Source organism: Paraburkholderia phytofirmans, from assembly GCF_046028095.1.
In the GTDB taxonomy this organism is placed as follows: domain Bacteria; phylum Pseudomonadota; class Gammaproteobacteria; order Burkholderiales; family Burkholderiaceae; genus Paraburkholderia; species Paraburkholderia phytofirmans_A.
In genome coordinates this window covers 40,990-58,234 of the sequence record NZ_JAQQDJ010000015.1, presented here as the reverse complement: position 1 = coordinate 58,234, position 17,245 = coordinate 40,990, and the positions used below count along the sequence as shown (strand labels likewise).

Annotated in this window: 16 protein-coding genes; 10 read left to right on the top strand and 6 right to left on the bottom strand. The window is 63.9% G+C overall.

Translation table 11 applies throughout. The features are described 5' to 3' along the window. Positions 1-27: 27 nt before the first annotated feature. From PQR54_RS32295 to PQR54_RS32260, 8 genes are all read left to right on the top strand, one after another. Entirely contained in the window at positions 28-1,623 is a 1,596-nt protein-coding gene (locus tag PQR54_RS32295) for an SH3 domain-containing protein (RefSeq protein WP_408252863.1), read from the top strand. Positions 1,624-1,751: 128 nt separating this feature from the next. Continuing rightward, positions 1,752-2,213, top strand: a complete 462-nt coding sequence (locus tag PQR54_RS32290; protein ID WP_408252861.1) for a VOC family protein — start codon at positions 1,752-1,754, stop codon at positions 2,211-2,213. A gap of 39 nt (positions 2,214-2,252) precedes the next feature. Further along, positions 2,253-2,726 carry a VOC family protein gene (locus PQR54_RS32285; protein ID WP_408252859.1) on the top strand — a complete coding sequence of 158 codons (474 nt, stop codon included), beginning with the start codon at positions 2,253-2,255 and terminating at the stop codon, positions 2,724-2,726. A 149-nt stretch (positions 2,727-2,875) separates the two neighbouring features. After that, positions 2,876-4,087 carry an MFS transporter gene (locus tag PQR54_RS32280; protein ID WP_408252857.1) on the top strand — a complete coding sequence of 404 codons (1,212 nt, stop codon included), beginning with the start codon at positions 2,876-2,878 and terminating at the stop codon, positions 4,085-4,087. A 524-nt stretch (positions 4,088-4,611) separates the two neighbouring features. Next, the gene (locus tag PQR54_RS32275; protein ID WP_408253021.1) at positions 4,612-5,094 is read left to right on the top strand and encodes a Csu type fimbrial protein; all 483 of its coding nucleotides are present in this window, start codon (positions 4,612-4,614) and stop codon (positions 5,092-5,094) included. Between the two features lie 17 nt (positions 5,095-5,111). Further along, positions 5,112-5,843, top strand: a complete 732-nt coding sequence (locus PQR54_RS32270) for a fimbrial biogenesis chaperone (protein ID WP_408252855.1) — start codon at positions 5,112-5,114, stop codon at positions 5,841-5,843. A gap of 255 nt (positions 5,844-6,098) precedes the next feature. Beyond that, positions 6,099-8,513, top strand: a complete 2,415-nt coding sequence (locus PQR54_RS32265; protein WP_408253020.1) for a fimbria/pilus outer membrane usher protein — start codon at positions 6,099-6,101, stop codon at positions 8,511-8,513. A gap of 71 nt (positions 8,514-8,584) precedes the next feature. After that, positions 8,585-9,541: a Csu type fimbrial protein gene (locus PQR54_RS32260; protein WP_408252853.1), complete on the top strand. Its 957-nt coding sequence runs from the start codon at positions 8,585-8,587 to the stop codon at positions 9,539-9,541. A 24-nt stretch (positions 9,542-9,565) separates the two neighbouring features. On the opposite strand, the gene PQR54_RS32255 is transcribed toward PQR54_RS32260, so the two are convergent. The 5 genes from PQR54_RS32255 to PQR54_RS32235 all read right to left on the bottom strand — a co-directional run bounded on the left by PQR54_RS32255 (position 9,566) and on the right by PQR54_RS32235 (position 14,790). Then, on the bottom strand, positions 9,566-9,892 hold the full coding sequence (locus tag PQR54_RS32255) for a hypothetical protein (protein WP_408252851.1): 327 nt from the start codon (positions 9,890-9,892) through the stop codon (positions 9,566-9,568). Between the two features lie 96 nt (positions 9,893-9,988). After that, the gene (locus PQR54_RS32250; RefSeq protein ID WP_408252849.1) at positions 9,989-10,792 is read right to left on the bottom strand and encodes a transglutaminase-like domain-containing protein; all 804 of its coding nucleotides are present in this window, start codon (positions 10,790-10,792) and stop codon (positions 9,989-9,991) included. A 154-nt stretch (positions 10,793-10,946) separates the two neighbouring features. Beyond that, positions 10,947-11,861, bottom strand: coding sequence for a transglutaminase family protein (locus PQR54_RS32245; RefSeq protein ID WP_408252847.1), 915 nt, complete (start codon positions 11,859-11,861; stop codon positions 10,947-10,949). A gap of 350 nt (positions 11,862-12,211) precedes the next feature. Next, positions 12,212-13,621 carry an HdeD family acid-resistance protein gene (locus tag PQR54_RS32240; protein WP_408252845.1) on the bottom strand — a complete coding sequence of 470 codons (1,410 nt, stop codon included), beginning with the start codon at positions 13,619-13,621 and terminating at the stop codon, positions 12,212-12,214. A 242-nt stretch (positions 13,622-13,863) separates the two neighbouring features. Continuing rightward, the gene (locus PQR54_RS32235; protein WP_134456722.1) at positions 13,864-14,790 is read right to left on the bottom strand and encodes a recombination-associated protein RdgC; all 927 of its coding nucleotides are present in this window, start codon (positions 14,788-14,790) and stop codon (positions 13,864-13,866) included. A 221-nt stretch (positions 14,791-15,011) separates the two neighbouring features. On the opposite strand from PQR54_RS32235, the gene PQR54_RS32230 reads away from it, so the two are divergent. Further along, the gene (locus tag PQR54_RS32230; protein ID WP_408252843.1) at positions 15,012-15,560 is read left to right on the top strand and encodes an ester cyclase; all 549 of its coding nucleotides are present in this window, start codon (positions 15,012-15,014) and stop codon (positions 15,558-15,560) included. An 85-nt stretch (positions 15,561-15,645) separates the two neighbouring features. Next, positions 15,646-15,966 carry a hypothetical protein gene (locus PQR54_RS32225; protein ID WP_106280258.1) on the top strand — a complete coding sequence of 107 codons (321 nt, stop codon included), beginning with the start codon at positions 15,646-15,648 and terminating at the stop codon, positions 15,964-15,966. A gap of 16 nt (positions 15,967-15,982) precedes the next feature. On the opposite strand, the gene PQR54_RS32220 is transcribed toward PQR54_RS32225, so the two are convergent. Then, entirely contained in the window at positions 15,983-17,242 is a 1,260-nt protein-coding gene (locus PQR54_RS32220) for a glycosyltransferase (protein ID WP_408252841.1), read from the bottom strand. Positions 17,243-17,245 lie beyond the last annotated feature (3 nt).

Genomic DNA, 17,245 nt, shown 5'->3' with positions numbered 1-17,245 from the left:
TGCCCTGGACCTTCTTCGCCGAACCTCATGCCCGTTGCCGTTCTATCCCGCCTTGCCGCCGCCTGGCCGAACGCCTGCCGTGCCGCCACGCTGTGCGCCGCGCTCGCGGCGATCACCGCCTGCAGCAACCCGTCGCCGACACACGACACACATGCGCCGCTCGACAATGTCACGCTGTTCCCCATCGCACACTACGACCAGAACGTCGATCACTGGCTAGAGCCGGACAGCCCGAGCTACGACCAGCCGTTCCTGAACCCGGCGGATCAGCAGGCGCACTTCAAAGCGCTCTACGCGCGCTACTTCGGCACCGGCACTGCGGCGCCGTCGCCGTGGAATGCAAGCTACGTCGCGATGCGCGTCTATCGCCAGCAAGGCGCTGACATTGCCGCATTGCAGCAGCGGCGCATCGCCAGATTCGATAACACCGGCAAGAGCGGCGCGGACATCGGCTACGGCGAAAATTTCAGGCCGCACGACAAGGCATGGATCGACGCCATCGCGCAAAACATGAATGTCGCGCAGTTCACGCAGACGGCCGTTTATCAGCCGCAGCGCCGCGCGATCGCTACCAGCAACCTGATGGTGCGCGAACTGCCGACAACCGATCCGTCGTTCTACGACCACCACCTGGCCGGCGAAGGCTATCCGTTCGACAACCTGCAGATCTCGGCGGTGCGTCCCGGCACGCCGCTTTACGTGCTCGGCGGCAGTGTGGACGGCGCGTGGCTGTACGTGCAGACGCCCGACGTGCAAGGCTGGGTGCGCAGCGACGGCGTCGGCATGGCCGACGATCGCTTCGTCGATATATGGCGCGCCGCAACGGGCAAATCGCTCGGTGCGGTGATCGTGGCGTCGGCGCCGGTGCGCGACAGCCGCGGTGTGTTCCGCTTCGACGCGCCGGCCGGCACGCTGCTGCCGATCGTGGCCGCCAACGCCACGCGGCCGGCGCAAGCCAAGCCTGCCGCGAGCGACATTGGCGCCGTAGCCGAGCCGGCAGCCGCGCGGCAAATACTCGTCCCGGCCCGCGACGCCGACGGCCAGGCGCTGATCCGCACCGCCGCCCTGAGCGACGCGCAAATCGCGCCGGCGCCGCTCGCCGCCACGCCGCGCCATCTGGCAATGCTGATGAAAACGCTGATCGGCCGCCCCTACGGCTGGGGCAATAGCGGGCTCTATAACGATTGCTCGTCGGAACTGCAAAGCATCTTCGCCGCGTTCGGTGTCTGGTTGCCGCGCCATTCGTCCACGCAGATGAGCGCCGGCCGCATGATCGACCTGTCTTCGTCCACGCCCGCGCAGCGGCTCGACTATCTGGCGCAGCACGGCGAACCGTTGCGCACGCTGATCTACATCGGCGGCCATGTGATGCTGTATATCGGCAACACCACCCGCAACGGCAGCGCGGTGCCGGTCGTCTATCAGGACGTATGGGGCTTGCGGCCTTCCGACAACAGCCGGCGCGCGGTGATCGGCGGCTCGGTGATTCTGCCGCTGTTCGAACACATTCCCGAAGACGCTACGCTGCAATCGCTGGCGGCGACGCCGACGTTCCAGATCAGCATCCTCGGCGCGCCGGCGCCGTCCGCCGCGCCGCCGGACGAGGACAATGCGGCGGGTTGAGACGCGCACCAAAAATATTTTTTCCGGAGTGTCGATTCAACGGTCATGTACTCGTCGTAACGTTGAAGCCCTGACTCGACGAGTCGGTCTTTCAACTCACGAACCTGTTACTTCAAGGAGTCGCCGTCATGTCCAGCAACGCTGTCAAACCGATCCCCGAGGGAATGCACTCGCTCACCCCTTATCTGATCTGCGCCAACGCCGCCGAAGCCATCGCGTTCTACACGAAAGCCTTCAACGCCGTCGAACAGGTCCGACTGCCGGGCCCGGGCGGCAAGGTCATGCACGCCACGCTGAAGATCGGCGATTCCATGCTGATGCTGACCGACGAATGGCCCGAGCACCAGTCGTTCGGCCCGAATACGCTGAAAGGCACGCCGGTCACGATTCACTACTACGTGGAAGATGTCGACGCCAGCTTCAAGCAGGCCGTCGAGGCCGGCGCGACCGTCGTGATGCCCGTCACCGACATGTTCTGGGGCGACCGTTACGGCCAGGTCAAAGACCCGTTCGGCCATAGCTGGTCGCTGGCCACGCACAAGCGCGACCTGAGCCCGGAAGAAATCCAGAAAGCCATGGACTGCATGTAATAAAACGCGGCCGGTCCGGTGAGAAGGAGGAGAGACGTCATGCAAAAGATTGCGCCGTGCCTGTGGTGCGACGGCAATGCCGAAGAAGTGGCCCGCTTCTATACGTCCGTGTTTTCGGATTCCCGCATCGTCACGACGATGCACTACACGGACGCCGGGCCCGGGCCGGAGGGCGGCGTGCTGGCCATCACGTTCGAGATCGAGGGCCAGGAATTCATGGCCCTGAACGGCGGCCCGCAATTCCCCTTCACGCCGGCGATCTCGCTGTTCTTGCACTGCAAGTCGCAGGAGGATATCGACCGTTACTGGACGAAACTTCTGGACGGCGGCAAGGAGTGGCAATGCGGCTGGCTTCAGGACCGCTTCGGCGTCTCGTGGCAAATCGCGCCCGACGTACTCGGCGAGATGCTGCGCGACCCGGACACCGTCAAGGCGAGCCGCGTGATGAAGCAGATGATGAGCATGGTCAAGCTCGATATCGCGCCGCTCGAAGCGGCCTATCGCGGCGCTTGAAGTGCGCCACAGACCGCACGTCGCCGTCGGCGCGCGGTCTGCTTGCAGTGCGCTGAGCATTTACAGCGCAGCAAGCTTGCCAGCCAAGGACGCGACAGCTCCACTTTTGATAGGATCGGTCTCGACCTATTAACGGCGGGACATGAACGGTGCGCGTCAACCATCAGGCTTTCTTCTGCTCGCTGTTTGTCGCGCGTCTCGCCGATCAGGTTCTGCTGTTTCTCGTGCCGCTCGTCGTCTTCCAGACCACGCATCAAGTCTCGTGGTCGGGCCTCGCGTTCTTTATCGAAACGCTGCCGCGCTATCTGGTGTTTCCTTTGTTCGGCGCCTTGTGTGATCGCATCTCGCCGCTCAGGTTGATGCGCGTCAGCCAGACGGTGCGGGCGCTGGCATGTTTCGGCGGCATACTCGCTTATGCGTTGTTCGGCGGCATCGGCTGGTTGATCGCACTCTCGGCGGTGTGCGGTGTGTTGACGAGCCAGGGCTTCGTCGCACGTGAAGTCATGCTGCCGCAAATCTTCAGCACGCAGCAGTTTCAGTGCGTACTCGCCTACTCGCAGTTGGCCGATCAATTGGGCTTCGTGCTCGGTCCGATGCTCGCCGCACTGCTGCTCGGCTTGTGGCGTTGGGAATGGGTCGTCGGCGCAACCGGCATGCTGTTTCTACTCGCCGATGCCGCACTACTGCTGTGGCAACGCACCAGCGGTTTTCGCGCCGCCGAGCCGCCGCCGCTCGCGCCGGGCCACTGGACGCTGCCGCTGCGCATCGCGCTGCGGCATGTGCTGGTGCTGCCGGGACTGAAGAAAGTCGTGCTGCTCGCCGCCGCCGAAAATCTGGTGATCGGCGTGACGCTCGCCACGTCGGCGGCCATGGTCACCGGCCTTCACGCGCAATCGAATCACTACTATGCCGGACTGCAAACAGCCGGCGCCGTGGCCACGGTGCTGATTCTGTTGACGATCGCACGCGCCGCATGGCCGGCGCGCACGCTGGGACTGGTCGCCTTCGTGTCGATCTGCGCGGGCGGCGTGATCGCCGGCGCAAGCGCGGCGCCGTGGGGCTATGCGCTCGGCTTCCTGCTGATCGTCGGCTTCGACAAGATGTTCAACGTCTACATCCGCAGCGCGCGGCAACAAATCATTCCACCGCAAGACTACGGCAAGACGACCGGCGTGGTGATCCTTCTGAACAACATGACGCAGCCGCTCGCCGGCTTGCTGGTCAGCGTGTTCTCGGCGCGCACGCAAACCGGCCCGCTGATCGTGATTCTTTCACTGACGATGGGTGGCATCGGTGCCGCGGTGTCGGTCGGCGCGGCGCTGGTGCGGAGGAGGAAGCGCGCATTGGTGCTCGGGGAATGAAGCCGCGTCGGCTCACCCGAATGCCGTGATTAATATCGAGCGCCGGCCGCGCCATTACATCGACCCTCGCTTATACGCACGTTTCAAATTAGCCGATCAGCATTTCTTAAATAATTCGATTCGCATAATCATGCATCCTCAATGCTACTACTCAATAACCACGCACAATTATCAATTAGAAAAAAATACCGCATTTAGGTAATTGCCCCAACTCCCATTCAGAAACAATTTCTCGCACTCCCCTCAAAGTCCAATCACAGCGCGCCTCTTACGCAGCATTTAACAGCAATTCATTACGCAATAATTTGTATGATCAAGAAAGTCTGTGTAGACTAATTTTCATCAATCGCATTGACTACTCACATAACGCGATTATCCAGCACGGCATTTTCAGGCAATTGATCCCGTTATCTGGTGGGTTCGATTCTAATGACCGCGCAATGACAACCGGTGTTCCGTCGGCCTGAGAGAGAGGTATCGTGATGAAACAAAAATTGCTGTCGTCCAGCCTGATCGTCGCCTTGATGTTCGGCTTGCCTTTGCAGCTCGCCCGCGCCGCCGTTTATTCGAACGGCACCGCTGTCACCACCTTTACCGTCACGCTCACGCTCAACGCCAACTGCTCGATCAGCGCCAACCCGCTGAACTTCGGCAGTAACGGCGTGCTCGCCACCGCCATCAACCAGCAGACCACGGTCGCCGTGACCTGCACCAACACCACGCCGTACAACGTTGGCCTCGACGCCGGCACCGTCACCGGTTCAACCGTGACCAACCGTCTGATGGCCGGCACCGCCACCGGCAACACGTCCACTACCGTCGGCTTCCAGTTGTATCAGGACGCCGGCCACACCACGGCGTGGGGCAACACCCAGGGTACGAATACCGTCAGCGGCACCGGCACCGGGTCGGCGCAATCGATCGTGGTGTACGGTCAAGTGCCCGCGCAGACCACTCCGAAACCTGACACCTACCAGACCACCATCACCGCCACGGTCTACTTTTGACGCGTCGCGCGAGCGCCATGAGCGCGCCTCGCAGGCTCCTCGCAGCGTGCGCCTGCGCGTGGTGTCTGAGTCCGACATTCGCGCACGCGGCCACAATGCAGATTTCGCCCGTCATGGTCGACATGACGGCCGAGGCCAACGCCACCGGCATCACGCTGAAGAACCCCGGCGAGAAGCCGCTGTTCGGCCAGGTGCGCGTGTTCCGCTGGGATCAGGCTAACGGCGACGACACCCTCACGCCGACACAGGATCTCGTCGCCAGCCCGCCGCTGATCCAGATCGCCGGCCATGCCGACCAGTTGGTGCGGCTGGTGCGTACCGCGCCGGCGCCATCCGCATCCGAGCAGGGATATCGCGTGCTGATCGACGAGTTGCCGGAAGCCGACTCCGCGCCCACCAGCGGCGTAACGATTCGCCTGCGCTACTCGGTGCCGGTGTTCGTCGAACCGGTCGTCGACGTCGGCCAGCCCAGGCTGTCGTGGCACCTATCGCGCGGCAACGGCGCTCAAAGCTGGATGCTGCGCGTCGATAACACGGGCCGTAAGCGCGCGCAGATCGCCGCCGTGCAATTGATCGACAACGCCGGCAACGCCTACCCGATCAACAAGGGACTGCTCGGCTATGCGCTCGCCGGGCGTCAACGGCATTGGCCGGTCACGCTACCCGACAACGTCGCGCAGAACGGTCCGCTGAAGGTGCGCGCCGCTGTCAACTCTCTGCCAGCCGAAGCCAGCGTGAATGTCGAGTGAACATGCGAGGGCATAGGACAGCCGGCGAGCGCACGCCGCCGGCCATGAGCGCGCCCCGGTCATGGGGAACGGACACGATCGACCGCCATTCAACCAATGAGAATGACACGACGGCGAATACGTCATGGATGGAAGCCGCATGCCATCGCGCTCGCGGCCACGCTGTACATGCTGGGCATGGACCGGGCCGAAGCGCAGCCTTCACTGCAGTTCGCGGATGCGGGCGTCGATGCGCGCACCGACTCGGGCGTGGATATGGGCGGCCGCCACGCTCATGCCCGCGCGCCTACGCCGGCCGCCAACGTGGACAGCGGCAAGCCCGTCACAGCGAAGCCCGCGCAGGCCGTCGCTGCGGGTCGTGATCTGTATCTGGAAGTCATGCTGAACGGCCAACGCACTTCTTTGATCGCACACTTTCGCGAAAGCGACGGCCGGCTCAGCGCGACGGCCAGGGACCTGAACGACATCGGCGTCGCCACGGAGAAGCTCGGCGCCGCCGACACCGCCACGCTCGAACTCGACCAGATCCCGGGCCTGCGCTATCACTACGACGCCGGGCGTCAGAGCATCGACCTGCAGGTGCCCGACGCGATCCGCAAGCCATACACGTTCGACACGCGCGAGCTGACGCAGACGCCGAACGCCACCGCGTCGCGCGGCTTTCTGATCAACTACGACGCGTTCGCGCAAACCGACACCAACGCGCAGTTCGCGCTATGGAGCGAGCAGCGCTACTTCGACCCGGCCGGTGTGCTGAGCAACACCGGCATTGCGTATCTGTATCGCGATCTGCATCGCTACGTGCGATACGACACGTCGTGGAGCATGTCGAATCCTGCGGCGTTGAGCACCACGCAGTTCGGCGACACCATTTCGTCATCGCTCGACTGGAGCCGCTCGATTCGCATCGGCGGGTTTCAGTGGCGCAGCAACTTCGCGCTGCGCCCCGACCTCGTGACCTTTCCCGTGCAGGCGCTGTCGGGCACGGCCGTAGTGCCGTCGGCGGTGGACCTGTATATCAACAACGTGCGCCAGTTCAGCGGCAACGTGCCGAGTGGACCGTTCATCGTCAACAACGTGCCGGGCATCACCGGCGCGGGCGAAGCCACCGTGATCACACACGACGCGCTCGGCCGCACCATTTCGACTTCGCTGCCGCTCTATGTCGATACGCGCATGCTGGCCGCGGGCCTGTCGAGCTATTCGTTCGAAGCCGGCTTCCTGCGCCGCGCCTACGGCATCGATTCGTTTTCCTACGATCCGCGGCCCGCCGTCAGCGCCACCGCGCGCCGCGGCATGAGTGACACGCTGACGCTCGAAGGACACGCGGAAGCGACCGGCGGACTCGTCAACGCAGGCGCCGGCGCGCTGGTGCGCATGGGCATGGCGGGCGTGATCAACGGCTCAGTGTCGGCGAGCGCGGGCAAGCTGAACGGCACCCAACTCGGTCTCGGCTATCAACTGATCGAGCCGCACTTCTCGATCGATGCGCAGACCTTGCGCGCTTACGGCAACTACGGCGACCTCGCCGCGCGCGACGGCACGCCGGTGCCCACCGCCACCGACCGCGTCACGCTGGCGCTGCCCTTCTTCAGTCGCCAGACGCTGTCGCTGAGCTACATCGGCTACCGCTATCCCGGCGTGCCGGCGTCGCGCATCGGCTCGCTGTCGTACACGCTCAACTTCGGCAATCTCGCCTCGCTCACGCTCAGCACCTACAAGGACTTTCTGCAGCACAACGCGCAAGGCGTGTTTCTGACCGCGAGCTTCGGGCTCGGGAACAACACCGCGATCAACGCGAGCGTGGGCCGTCAGAACGGCCAGTCCACCTACAACGTCAATGCGCAGCGTCCACCCGATTACGCCGGCGGCTGGGGTTGGGGTGTGCAGGCGGGCGGCTCCGGCGCGGTGCCGTACCGTCAGGCGCAGGCGCAATATCTCGGCAGATATGGCGAGGCGACGGCAGTTGCGCAGGACATCGACCGGCATGCGGGCGCGTCGCTCGACGTCACCGGTGCGATCGTGTTGATGGACCGCACCGTGCAACCCGCGCGCCGGATCGACGACGGCTTCGCGCTGGTTTCCACCGACGGCGTGGCGAGCGTGCCGGTGCTACACGAAAACCGCGTGATCGGTACGACCGACGGCGGCGGGCACCTTCTGATTCCTGATCTGAACGCGTACCAGCACAACCAGGTCGGGATCGACAGCATGAATCTGCCCGCCGACGCGCGTATCGCCACGACCGCGATGGACCTCGTGCCGAAGTCGCATGCCGGCGTGCTGGCGAGCTTCCGCGTGTCGCGTTATAGCGCCGCCTCGGTGATTCTGCGCGGCGCCGACGGCCACCTGATGCCGCCGGGCACGCGCGTGCATCACGTGGAAAGCGGCGTGGACACGATCGTCGGCTACGACGGCCTGACTTTCATCGAGAGCCTGCAGCACGACAATCATCTGGAAGTCGAGAACGGCTCCGCGACGTGCAGCGTCGAATTCATCTACGAGCGCCCTGCTAACGGCTCATTGCCGACCATCGGACCGCTGACCTGCGGCGCGCGTGGCTCCAATACGGCAGCGGATGCAATGCCGGCCGCTGCGGAGAACGCAGCGGGTAATGCAGCGGCGAGCGCAGTCACGAATGCCGCGACAAACGTGAAGGCGGCGCAATGAGACGGCTTCCTTTTGCCCTTCCTGCAACCCGCCCTGCTCGACATCCTGCCGCACCACGCAAGAGCACCGCAATGAAACGGCTCCTCCTGCTCCTCGCACTGTGCGCCCTGCTCGGCATCGTGCCGCGGCACGCGAGCGCGCAGACCTGCACGGCGAGTCCATCGGCGCTGAGCTTCGGCAACGTGAGCCCCATCAACCTCAGCGCCGTGGCCGCAACCGGCAGCGTCACGGTGCAATGCACGTGGCCCGCGGTCACGTTGACGCCGAGTGTGCAGGTATGCCTGAACATGGGCGGCACGACGCCGCGCTATCTGAGCGCCGGCAGCAACCAGCTGCAATACGATCTGTACCAGGACGCGGCGCATTCGCTCGCGTGGGGCTCGACCACGCTCGGCACGACGCCGATATCGCTGACGCTGCAGAAACCGGTGAGCGGCACGACCGCCTCGGCGACGGTAAATTTCTACGGCCAGATCGCCGCCAATCAGCCGACCGTGCCGACCACCGGCAACAGCAGCACCAACTATTCGCAGACGTTGAGCCAGACCTCGCTGACCTATGCTTTTTATCTACTGCTCGGGCCAACTTGTGCCGCGCTGACGACGAGCGGCGGCAGCTTCGGTTTCGCCGTCAACGCAACGGTCGTCAACAACTGCCTGATCAGCGCGACGAACATCGCGTTCACGTCGACGGGCGTACTGAGTTCCGCGCTCAACGCGACCGGCGCGATCACGGCGCGCTGCACCAACGGCGACGCGTACCGGATCGCGCTCAGCAGCGGCTCGAGCGGCAACGTCGCGGCCCGGCAGATGCAGCGCTTGGGCGGCGGCGGCACGGTGACTTACCAGCTCTACACGGATTCAGGCCACACGAGCGCCTGGGGCGACGGCACGGCCGGCACCACGATGTCCACCGGCACGGGTAGCGGCAATGCCGTATCGATCAACGTGTATGGCCGCGTGCCGGCACAGAGCACACCCATGCCCGGCAGCTACAGCGACACGATCACCGCGACGATCACTTTCTGAGGGAGGCCAGGCGCGAGCAAACCGCTAGAAGTTGACGGTCCAGACGGTTTGCTGCGTCTCATGGGTCGCGACGAATTCCACGGGCTGCGTCGTGTTGCGTGCCGTGTCGGCTGACGTGCCGGGATCGAACCCGGCCTGCGTGATCTGGAACGGCGCCCCGTGGATGCAGGACACCACCGGCTGATTCGCCGTACTGATCAGCGCGTCTGCGGACTGCACGAGGCAGGCTTCCTGCACGGTCAAACTTACCGGGATCGAGGCGAGTTCCGCCGGCGCGGCCTGCAATGCTTGCGCCGGCGGCATAGCCAGAAGAATGGCCGCCGATATGGCGGCTAAGGGGCGGAACATCATGGTGTTCACAATTCGGTTCGCGAAGCGGGTGGATACCGAACATGTCGGCATTTCACCTTTAAAACTTTAGGTCTTTATCCGCAACGCTACTCGCGACTAGACAGCCTCGCACACCACCGCGAACTTCAACAGCTGCGTGGGCCCGAACGCGTTGCTGAGCGCCACGTCGGCGGCGTCGCGGCCGCGCGCCATCAGCACGCGCCCCGTGCGCGGCGCGTTGTTGCGCGGGTCGAACGTTTGCCAGCATCCGCCGACATAGGCTTCGAACCATGCGGCGAAATCCATCGCGGCGTACGGCGGCGGCAGGCCGACGTCGCTGATATAGCCCGTGCAATAACGCGCCGGAATATTCATGGCCCGGCATAGCGCCACGGCCAGATGCGCGAAGTCACGGCACACGCCTTTGCGCTCCTGCCAGGCCTGCCATGCGGTCTTGGTCGAACGCGCAAAGTCGTAGCCGAACACGATGTGGTTGTGCACGTAGTCGCAGATCGCCTCCACGCGCCCGCGGCCGAGCGGCAGCTTGCCGAAGGTCTGCCACGCGAATTCGGAGAGCAGATCGGTTTCGCAATAGCGGCTGCCGAGCAGAAAGACCAGCGTGTCGTCGGGCAGCATTTCCACCGGATGCTGTTCGGTGTACGGCGGCCGCATCTCCGGCTCGGACGATACTTCGAGCACCGCGCTCGTCGAAAACGAAATTTTTCCCGGCGGCGCCACCAGCCGGCTGCACAGATTGCCGAATGAATCGCGATACTGGCTGATCGGCACCGGCGGATCGACCACCAGCAAATCGGGATTCAGCACTTCTTTCGCATGCGAATAGTGGGTGTTCAACATCAGCATCATCGGCGTCGGTTGCACGCACTCATAGACCAGCTCGTAGCCAACGCGCAATTTCATCGCGGCGCCCTCTTCCAGTTAAAACATTCAATTGACACGCACGGCGAGCCGCCCAAAAACGGCACTCCCCGCAAACACGTTTCGATTCGACGCGCCGTGATTTCGGCGCGCGTTTATTCGCTCTTTATCCGCCCTTATCCGCCTTTGCTTCGCCTCATTCGCCTTCGGTCACGCTCACGTCCACCTGCAAACCGCGAAACGAATGCGGCGCGCCATGCCACGTGCCCCACAAGGGCAGCGCCTGATAGGCGTTCCACGCCACCGCCACGCGAATCAGATGGCGATTGCCGACGATGCTATTGGTCGGATCGAAATCGACCCAGCCGGCGCCCGGCAAATAGATCTGCAACCACGCGTGCGTCGCGCCGCCGCCTTGCGTGGCGTCGTGCTCGGGCACGAATATGTAGCCGCTCACGAAGCGCGCCGCGAGGCCGAGCGAGCGCACCGCGTCCATCATCAGCACGGCAAAATCGCGGCAACTGCCGCTGCGGCTGCGCAACGTGTCGCCGGGACGATTCACGCCTTTTTCCGTGCGGCGCACATAGAAAAACGTGCTCTTGATTTCGAGCGTCATGGCGCGCAGGAGCGCCATCGTGCCACTGCCTGCCGCGCCGCTTTTGCTGCCTGCACCGCTCTTTGCAGCGACACCCGCGGCCGGCACGAAACGGCGCGCCCATTCATCCACATCGCTGTCCGGATACTGGCGGCTGCGCGCGTTGACGAGATCGGAAGCTTCCTCGTTGGTGTATGCGAACGGCCAGTTCACCGCATACGGTTCAAGCGCGTAATCGGGCATCGGCGCTTCGAAGTGTTCGAGTGTCACCTCGCTGTCGAAGCGCAATTCGTTCGCCTTGTCGGCGAAACTCGCGACCGCCACCGAGTTGTCGAACACGTCGTGCAGCCAATGCAGCCGCGACGGCTCCGGCGTGATCACCAGCTTGTTGGTGACAAGACGCAAATCGTGGCTCGCGCGCGGCCGGAACATCATGCGATGTTCGCCGAAGCGCACGGGTTCCGAGTAACGGTAGACGCTGACGTGGCGCACCGTGAAACGCTGCGGCTCATTCATCCGACCGCCCGATGGATACTGCCGGGTTCATCCTGTCCATCGCGTTCACGCTTGTAAAAAGCCCGCGGCCACAGCGGGCAAAAAGCGCGCGGCGCGGTTTTGATCTTCAATGAGCCACGGCCGGGTTGCGGTGTGGTCGAGTGCTCTCAAACAGAAACTGACGGGTTGAGCATACACCCGCCATATTGGTTGAAAACACTCATTTGGCCCCGGCGTCGCGCGCTCGAAGTTATCAACAGAATCTGTTCGCAAATCTGTGCATAACTATTCGGCAAAAACTGCAAGGCGTTGATGCGACTGCTGTTTTTACCGCACGACGGAAGTTGGGCAGAGCGCGCGGCGAACGCGCGTCACTCGCGCACGGTCGCGCGCGCCGAGTCGTCGGCGACGTGTGCGTGACGGGCCTCTTCACGCCATTGCTGACGCGAGCGAACCATTCTGCGCACCGCGAGCCGCGCCATCTTGACCCAGCCCGAAGGCCGCGGGTCGGCCAGCATGCTCAGCGCCCGCGCGTAGTCGAGCGTGAGGCCGGGTGTCCACGCCATCGTCGCGGCGCGCTTGCGCACTTGCGCGGCGACCCACAATTCCGGCGTGGAGATCACGCGCAGAAACGGCCGCCAGCCGCCGAGATTGCCCCACACGCGCGACGAGGCGCCTTCGATCGCCGCTTCCAATGCGCGAGAGACGCTGCTCGAACAGTTGCGGTGCGTGAGGTTGTAGGTCGTGTCCTGTCGATATGTGTCCCAGAAGCGGCGCAGGCGAACCGGATCGTAGTTGCGGATGCGCACCTGCACCGTCGACGGACACCACGCTTTCGATTCGGTCGGGTAATCTGGCTGGAATAGCCCCGGCACGTCGTTCTCGCGCGTGGCACGCAGAAGCCGCGCGAAATCGTCCGGCGAACGATCGATCTCGACGCCCGGATACAGGCTGATATAGATGCCCTCGGGCGATTCGAGCGCGGCATGGCCGGTCGATATCACGCCGTTGCGATCCACCGCCGCGATATAGCGGTCCACGATCAATTGCCGGCGCGCTTCGCCCTTGGCGGAGCCGACCGGCGTCCACACATGCACGGTCAACGCGGCTTCGTCGGCGGCGGGCGGGCCGTCCCACTCGTGCGCAATCAAACGGCTCGCGGCCAGCGCGCTCGCGGCGGCAATGCCGGCGTCCGCCGCGGAATCGCCCGCGGCGACCGCGGGGTTCGACGCGAGTCGCCGCACCCGCGCGCTCAGCAGGATCATGTTCCATCCGCCAAAGATCAGGCCGAGTCCGACACAGTACGGCACCGTACCCACGTAGTGCGTCGGATAGGGTTGATAGAAGAAGATCGCCAGCGCGATTTCGACGGCGCCGCCGATCATCGCAAGCCGCCACGTGCGAAAGCGAACCACTTTCGCCGCGACGATCTGCAAGAGGCCATCTGCGAAAAAGAGCGTGCCGAAGATCATCGAAAGAATGAAATTGCCGTGCTCGTGGCCGATCAGAATCAGCGCCGCCGCGGTGGTGAACGCGATGCCCTTCACATAGCGCAGCGTGCGTTGCCCGCCCATGCCGGTCCAGGCGACGGCCAGCGTGGCAAGGCCTTCGAGCAGCAGCAACGAGACGAACGGGGTGATGGGAAAATAGAGCGCGCTATCGAGCGCGTCGATGAATACGAAGACACCGAGCAGAAAACTGATGCATCCGGCGATCCGCAACGATCGCCAGCGCGTGCGCAGATAATCGACGCCCAACAGAATCATGACCAGACGAACCATTGCAAGTCCTCCGTGACAGATACGTTCTGCTGATCGCCATCTTAACCAGTTTCGCGGTGCGGGCGCGCGAGGCTCCGGGCGTGACCCGCCAGGTGACAACGTAGGTTCGCCACGCCTTTCTCGCGTTTCTCTGAGCCGCTCATGCCGATGCGCTCTCGCTTAAGATCGTTCGGCCATGAAAAAGGCCGGCGCGGAGTGACTTCAACGCGCCGGCCTGCAACGAACCATAAAACCAGAAGCTGTTACGCCGCCTTGGCCTGCGGCATGGCTTCGCCGCCCTGCTCGCCACCCAACGCATCGAGCAGATCGCTCAGCATGCGGTCGAGTTCGGCGGTCATCAGCGTGACGTCGGAGTCGAAGCGCTCGTCGTCGTTTTGCGCGGTGGGATCGCTCGCTTCCTTCAGCACGTCGAGCGGCGCGATGCGCTTGATCGTCAGCGAGGGCGTCAGCACGAACGACACGCGATCGTTCCACGTCATCGCGAGCCGCATGCATTGCTTGCCGGCTTCGATATGACGGCGCATATCTTCGGCATCCAAAGTATGTCCGACATAACGCACGGTCGCGTTGCCTTCGGTGGGCGAGCGCAACTCGGTGTCCTGGTCGAGCGTGAATCCAGCCGGGCCTTCGCCGGACAGCAGCCATTCGGTCATGGCCGCGACCGGCGAGTGCGTGACGCGCACCGTGCCGAGCGGCAATTGATCGATCGACTTGACCAGCAGGCCGCGCACTTCATCGGCGACCGCTTGCGAAGCGGCGTCGATCACGAGCCAGCCGTTCTTGCAATCGATCCACACGCGCGTGTCGCGGCGAATGCTGAAAGCGCGCGGCAACAGTTCGTCGGTGACCTGTTCCTTGAGTTCGCGCATCTGCTTGCGGCCGGGTTTGAAGCCCTGCTGATCCTCGAGTTCGAGCGCGCGCTCCTTGGTCACCTGCGTGACGACCGAGGCCGGCAGCAGTTTCTTTTCGGCGCGAAACACCAGCAGCATCTGGCCATTGAGCGCGTACACCAGCGAGTCGTTATCGCGTGGCGACGCCCAGCCATGGCTTTGCATCTCGACGCTATTGCCGGGCGCGAACGCGTGCGGCGCGAGCCACTTCTGCATCTGTTCTGGGGTAACGGACCACGGAGCGGGAAGACGGTGCAGCTGAAGGTTTTTGAACCACATGGGCGGAGTCGTGTACGGGCAAAGCGCACCATTCTATCTGACGATAGACGTCGCGCGGTCGGCTGGAAGGACTCTGTTACTTCGTCGCCCGGGCGTTCCCGGCGCGGCGGTCATTTTCAAATAAAAACAGAAAATCCTTTAAGCGACAGACCGATTATCAAATGCGGTCTTACGCTGGAGAATGCGCTTCATCCACTTCAACTGTTTCTCTGGAGCGCGCCATGTTCGCCTCTTCTCTCTCCCGGATCACCCGTCACCTGCTGGTCGCCGCGAGCCTCGCCGGCGCCTTGAGCGCCCACGCCGCAAGCGACGCCGACCTGCCCGTGCCGCACCACGTTGCCGTCGCGTCGAACTCGGCGCAAAGCGCCGAAGTCGTGCGGACCGCCAGCCGCTACGCCGCCTTCTGGAACACCGGCGACGAAGCCTGCGCGAAGCTCGCACTGTCGCCCGCCTTTGTGGACCGCACCTTGCCGGATGGACGCCCGCAAGGTCCCGACGGCCCGCTGCAGGCGTCGAAGGGTTTTCGCGCGGCGGTGCCCGACCTGCACGCGGAGATCGACGACCTCGTGGTAGCCGGCGATCGTGCCTCGGTTCATCTGCATTTTTACGGTCACTTCACCGGGCAGTTCCAGGACCTCAAAGGCAACGGCCAGACCGTCGACTTCCAGGCCTTCGATCTGTATCGCGTGAAAGACGGCCGCATCGTCGAAAACTGGCACCTCGAAGACAATCTGACGCTGCTCAAGCAACTCGGCGCCATCAAGCCGTAGTGGTTTAGCCGGAGCCGTTTTGAGCGCGCTTCACGTTGAAATCACCTAGACTTTTTGACAAGCACGTGACGAGACGGAGGCGGCCATGGCCGATCAAACCGCAGCCTGGCAGATGGTGGAATACGAGGGATTCGAGATTCACGTAGCGCCGTTTCTGAAGAACCCGCCGAGCGAAGGGCACACGCCGAGCGCGGCGAATCAGCGCTACACGTATATCGGCTACGTTTGCCATCCGGGCGCCGACCCGGCCATTCCCGGCCATGCGGTGCCGTTTCACCCCGACGGCGAGGAGAGTTTTGCCGGCGAGGACGAAGCCGTCTATGAAGCGGTGCACGTGGGCCGCAGCATCGTGGACGGCACGCATCCAGACCTGACGGTATTGCCGCTGGTGACTGGCGGCGTATGAACCTCGGGCTTGCGCTTCAGCGAGCTTCCAGCACGCCCGACGGCGAACCCTGCTTCGCCAGCAGGCGCAGCGCCAGTTCCAGCATCCGCTGATTGGCGCGCGGCGGCGTGAAGGTCTCGACCTTTTGCAGCGCGGCCTGCGCGACGCTGCGGCGCAGCTCGGTGTCCGTCAGCAGGCGTTCCATGGCGAGCGCCATGGCGTCCACGTCGCCGACCGGCACCAGCACGCCGGCCTTGCCGCCTTCCAGCATGTCTCGCGGACCGGTGGGGCAATCCGTCGACAGCACCGGCGTGCCGAGCGCCATCGCCTCGCCGAGCACCACGGCGCAACCCTCGTAGCGGCTGCTCAGAACGAGCATTTCCGCCTGCCGGATATAAGGCAGCGGATTGGCGCAGAAGCCGAGAAACTGCACCGATGCACCGATCCCCAGTTGGTCGGCGAGTTGCTCGAGTTCGCCTCGGTCGCGCCCGTCGCCAATCAGGACGAGCGCCGCCTCGCAGCGGCCGCGCTCGCGTAACTGGGCGTACGCGCGCAACAAGGTCTTGTGGTCCTTCTGACCTTCGTCCAGACGCGCCACGGAAACGATGAATGACTCCGCCGGACGCTTGATCTCCGCGCGCGCCGCGGAGCGCAGCGCGTCGACGTCGATCACATTCGGCAACTCGACGATGTCCATCTCCACGCCGGTTGTCGCAAAGAGTTCGCGCGCCTCGTGCAGCATGGCGGGGATCAGCACCGTGATTGCCGAGTAACGCGCGTAATGCCTCACGCGCCGCGCGATGTACCGCGCGCTCTTGCTGCCGAGCCGTGCCGCGAGGCTGAAATGGTTCACGCCGAACCAGGGCACGTTGCAACTGCCCGCCATATGACGCAGCGAAAAGTCGAAATCGCAGACCAGATCGTGTTGCTTGACGAGATGCCGCATACGCAGCGCCAGCAGCGGCCGGATCGCGCCGTAGGTCGACAGCTTGTGCAATAACTTCTCGCCGGTGCCCAGCTTGCGCCGGCGCGCCGCCTGATGCAGCGCGTACATCCATTTCGACGAGGCGAGCACGTGGACGGGAACGTCTTCGGGAATCGACTGCGCGCGCCAGAACGTCAGATCGTCGGTCGGATACGCCACCGACAGGCTCGGCGCGAACTGGCGCCGATCGAGCGTCTTCAGCCACGAGAGCAACGCGGTTTCGGTGCCGCCTTTGCCAAAATCGTTGATATGAAACAGGATGCGCAGCGGGGTGCGGTCGGCTTCAACAGAGTGGGGGTTCACGTTCGTCATCCT

Coding starts and splice junctions, on each gene's coding strand:
- PQR54_RS32265 (WP_408253020.1), top strand. CDS start 6,099: ATGGGCGGCCGCCACGCTCATGCCCGCGCGCCTACGCCGGCCGCCAAC.
- PQR54_RS32230 (WP_408252843.1), top strand. CDS start 15,012: ATGTTCGCCTCTTCTCTCTCCCGGATCACCCGTCACCTGCTGGTCGCC.
- PQR54_RS32255 (WP_408252851.1), bottom strand. CDS start 9,892: ATGATGTTCCGCCCCTTAGCCGCCATATCGGCGGCCATTCTTCTGGCT.
- PQR54_RS32275 (WP_408253021.1), top strand. CDS start 4,612: ATGTTCGGCTTGCCTTTGCAGCTCGCCCGCGCCGCCGTTTATTCGAAC.
- PQR54_RS32290 (WP_408252861.1), top strand. CDS start 1,752: ATGTCCAGCAACGCTGTCAAACCGATCCCCGAGGGAATGCACTCGCTC.
- PQR54_RS32250 (WP_408252849.1), bottom strand. CDS start 10,792: ATGAAATTGCGCGTTGGCTACGAGCTGGTCTATGAGTGCGTGCAACCG.
- PQR54_RS32225 (WP_106280258.1), top strand. CDS start 15,646: ATGGCCGATCAAACCGCAGCCTGGCAGATGGTGGAATACGAGGGATTC.
- PQR54_RS32245 (WP_408252847.1), bottom strand. CDS start 11,861: ATGAATGAGCCGCAGCGTTTCACGGTGCGCCACGTCAGCGTCTACCGT.
- PQR54_RS32235 (WP_134456722.1), bottom strand. CDS start 14,790: ATGTGGTTCAAAAACCTTCAGCTGCACCGTCTTCCCGCTCCGTGGTCC.
- PQR54_RS32285 (WP_408252859.1), top strand. CDS start 2,253: ATGCAAAAGATTGCGCCGTGCCTGTGGTGCGACGGCAATGCCGAAGAA.
- PQR54_RS32295 (WP_408252863.1), top strand. CDS start 28: ATGCCCGTTGCCGTTCTATCCCGCCTTGCCGCCGCCTGGCCGAACGCC.
- PQR54_RS32240 (WP_408252845.1), bottom strand. CDS start 13,621: ATGGTTCGTCTGGTCATGATTCTGTTGGGCGTCGATTATCTGCGCACG.
- PQR54_RS32260 (WP_408252853.1), top strand. CDS start 8,585: ATGAAACGGCTCCTCCTGCTCCTCGCACTGTGCGCCCTGCTCGGCATC.
- PQR54_RS32220 (WP_408252841.1), bottom strand. CDS start 17,242: ATGACGAACGTGAACCCCCACTCTGTTGAAGCCGACCGCACCCCGCTG.
- PQR54_RS32270 (WP_408252855.1), top strand. CDS start 5,112: ATGAGCGCGCCTCGCAGGCTCCTCGCAGCGTGCGCCTGCGCGTGGTGT.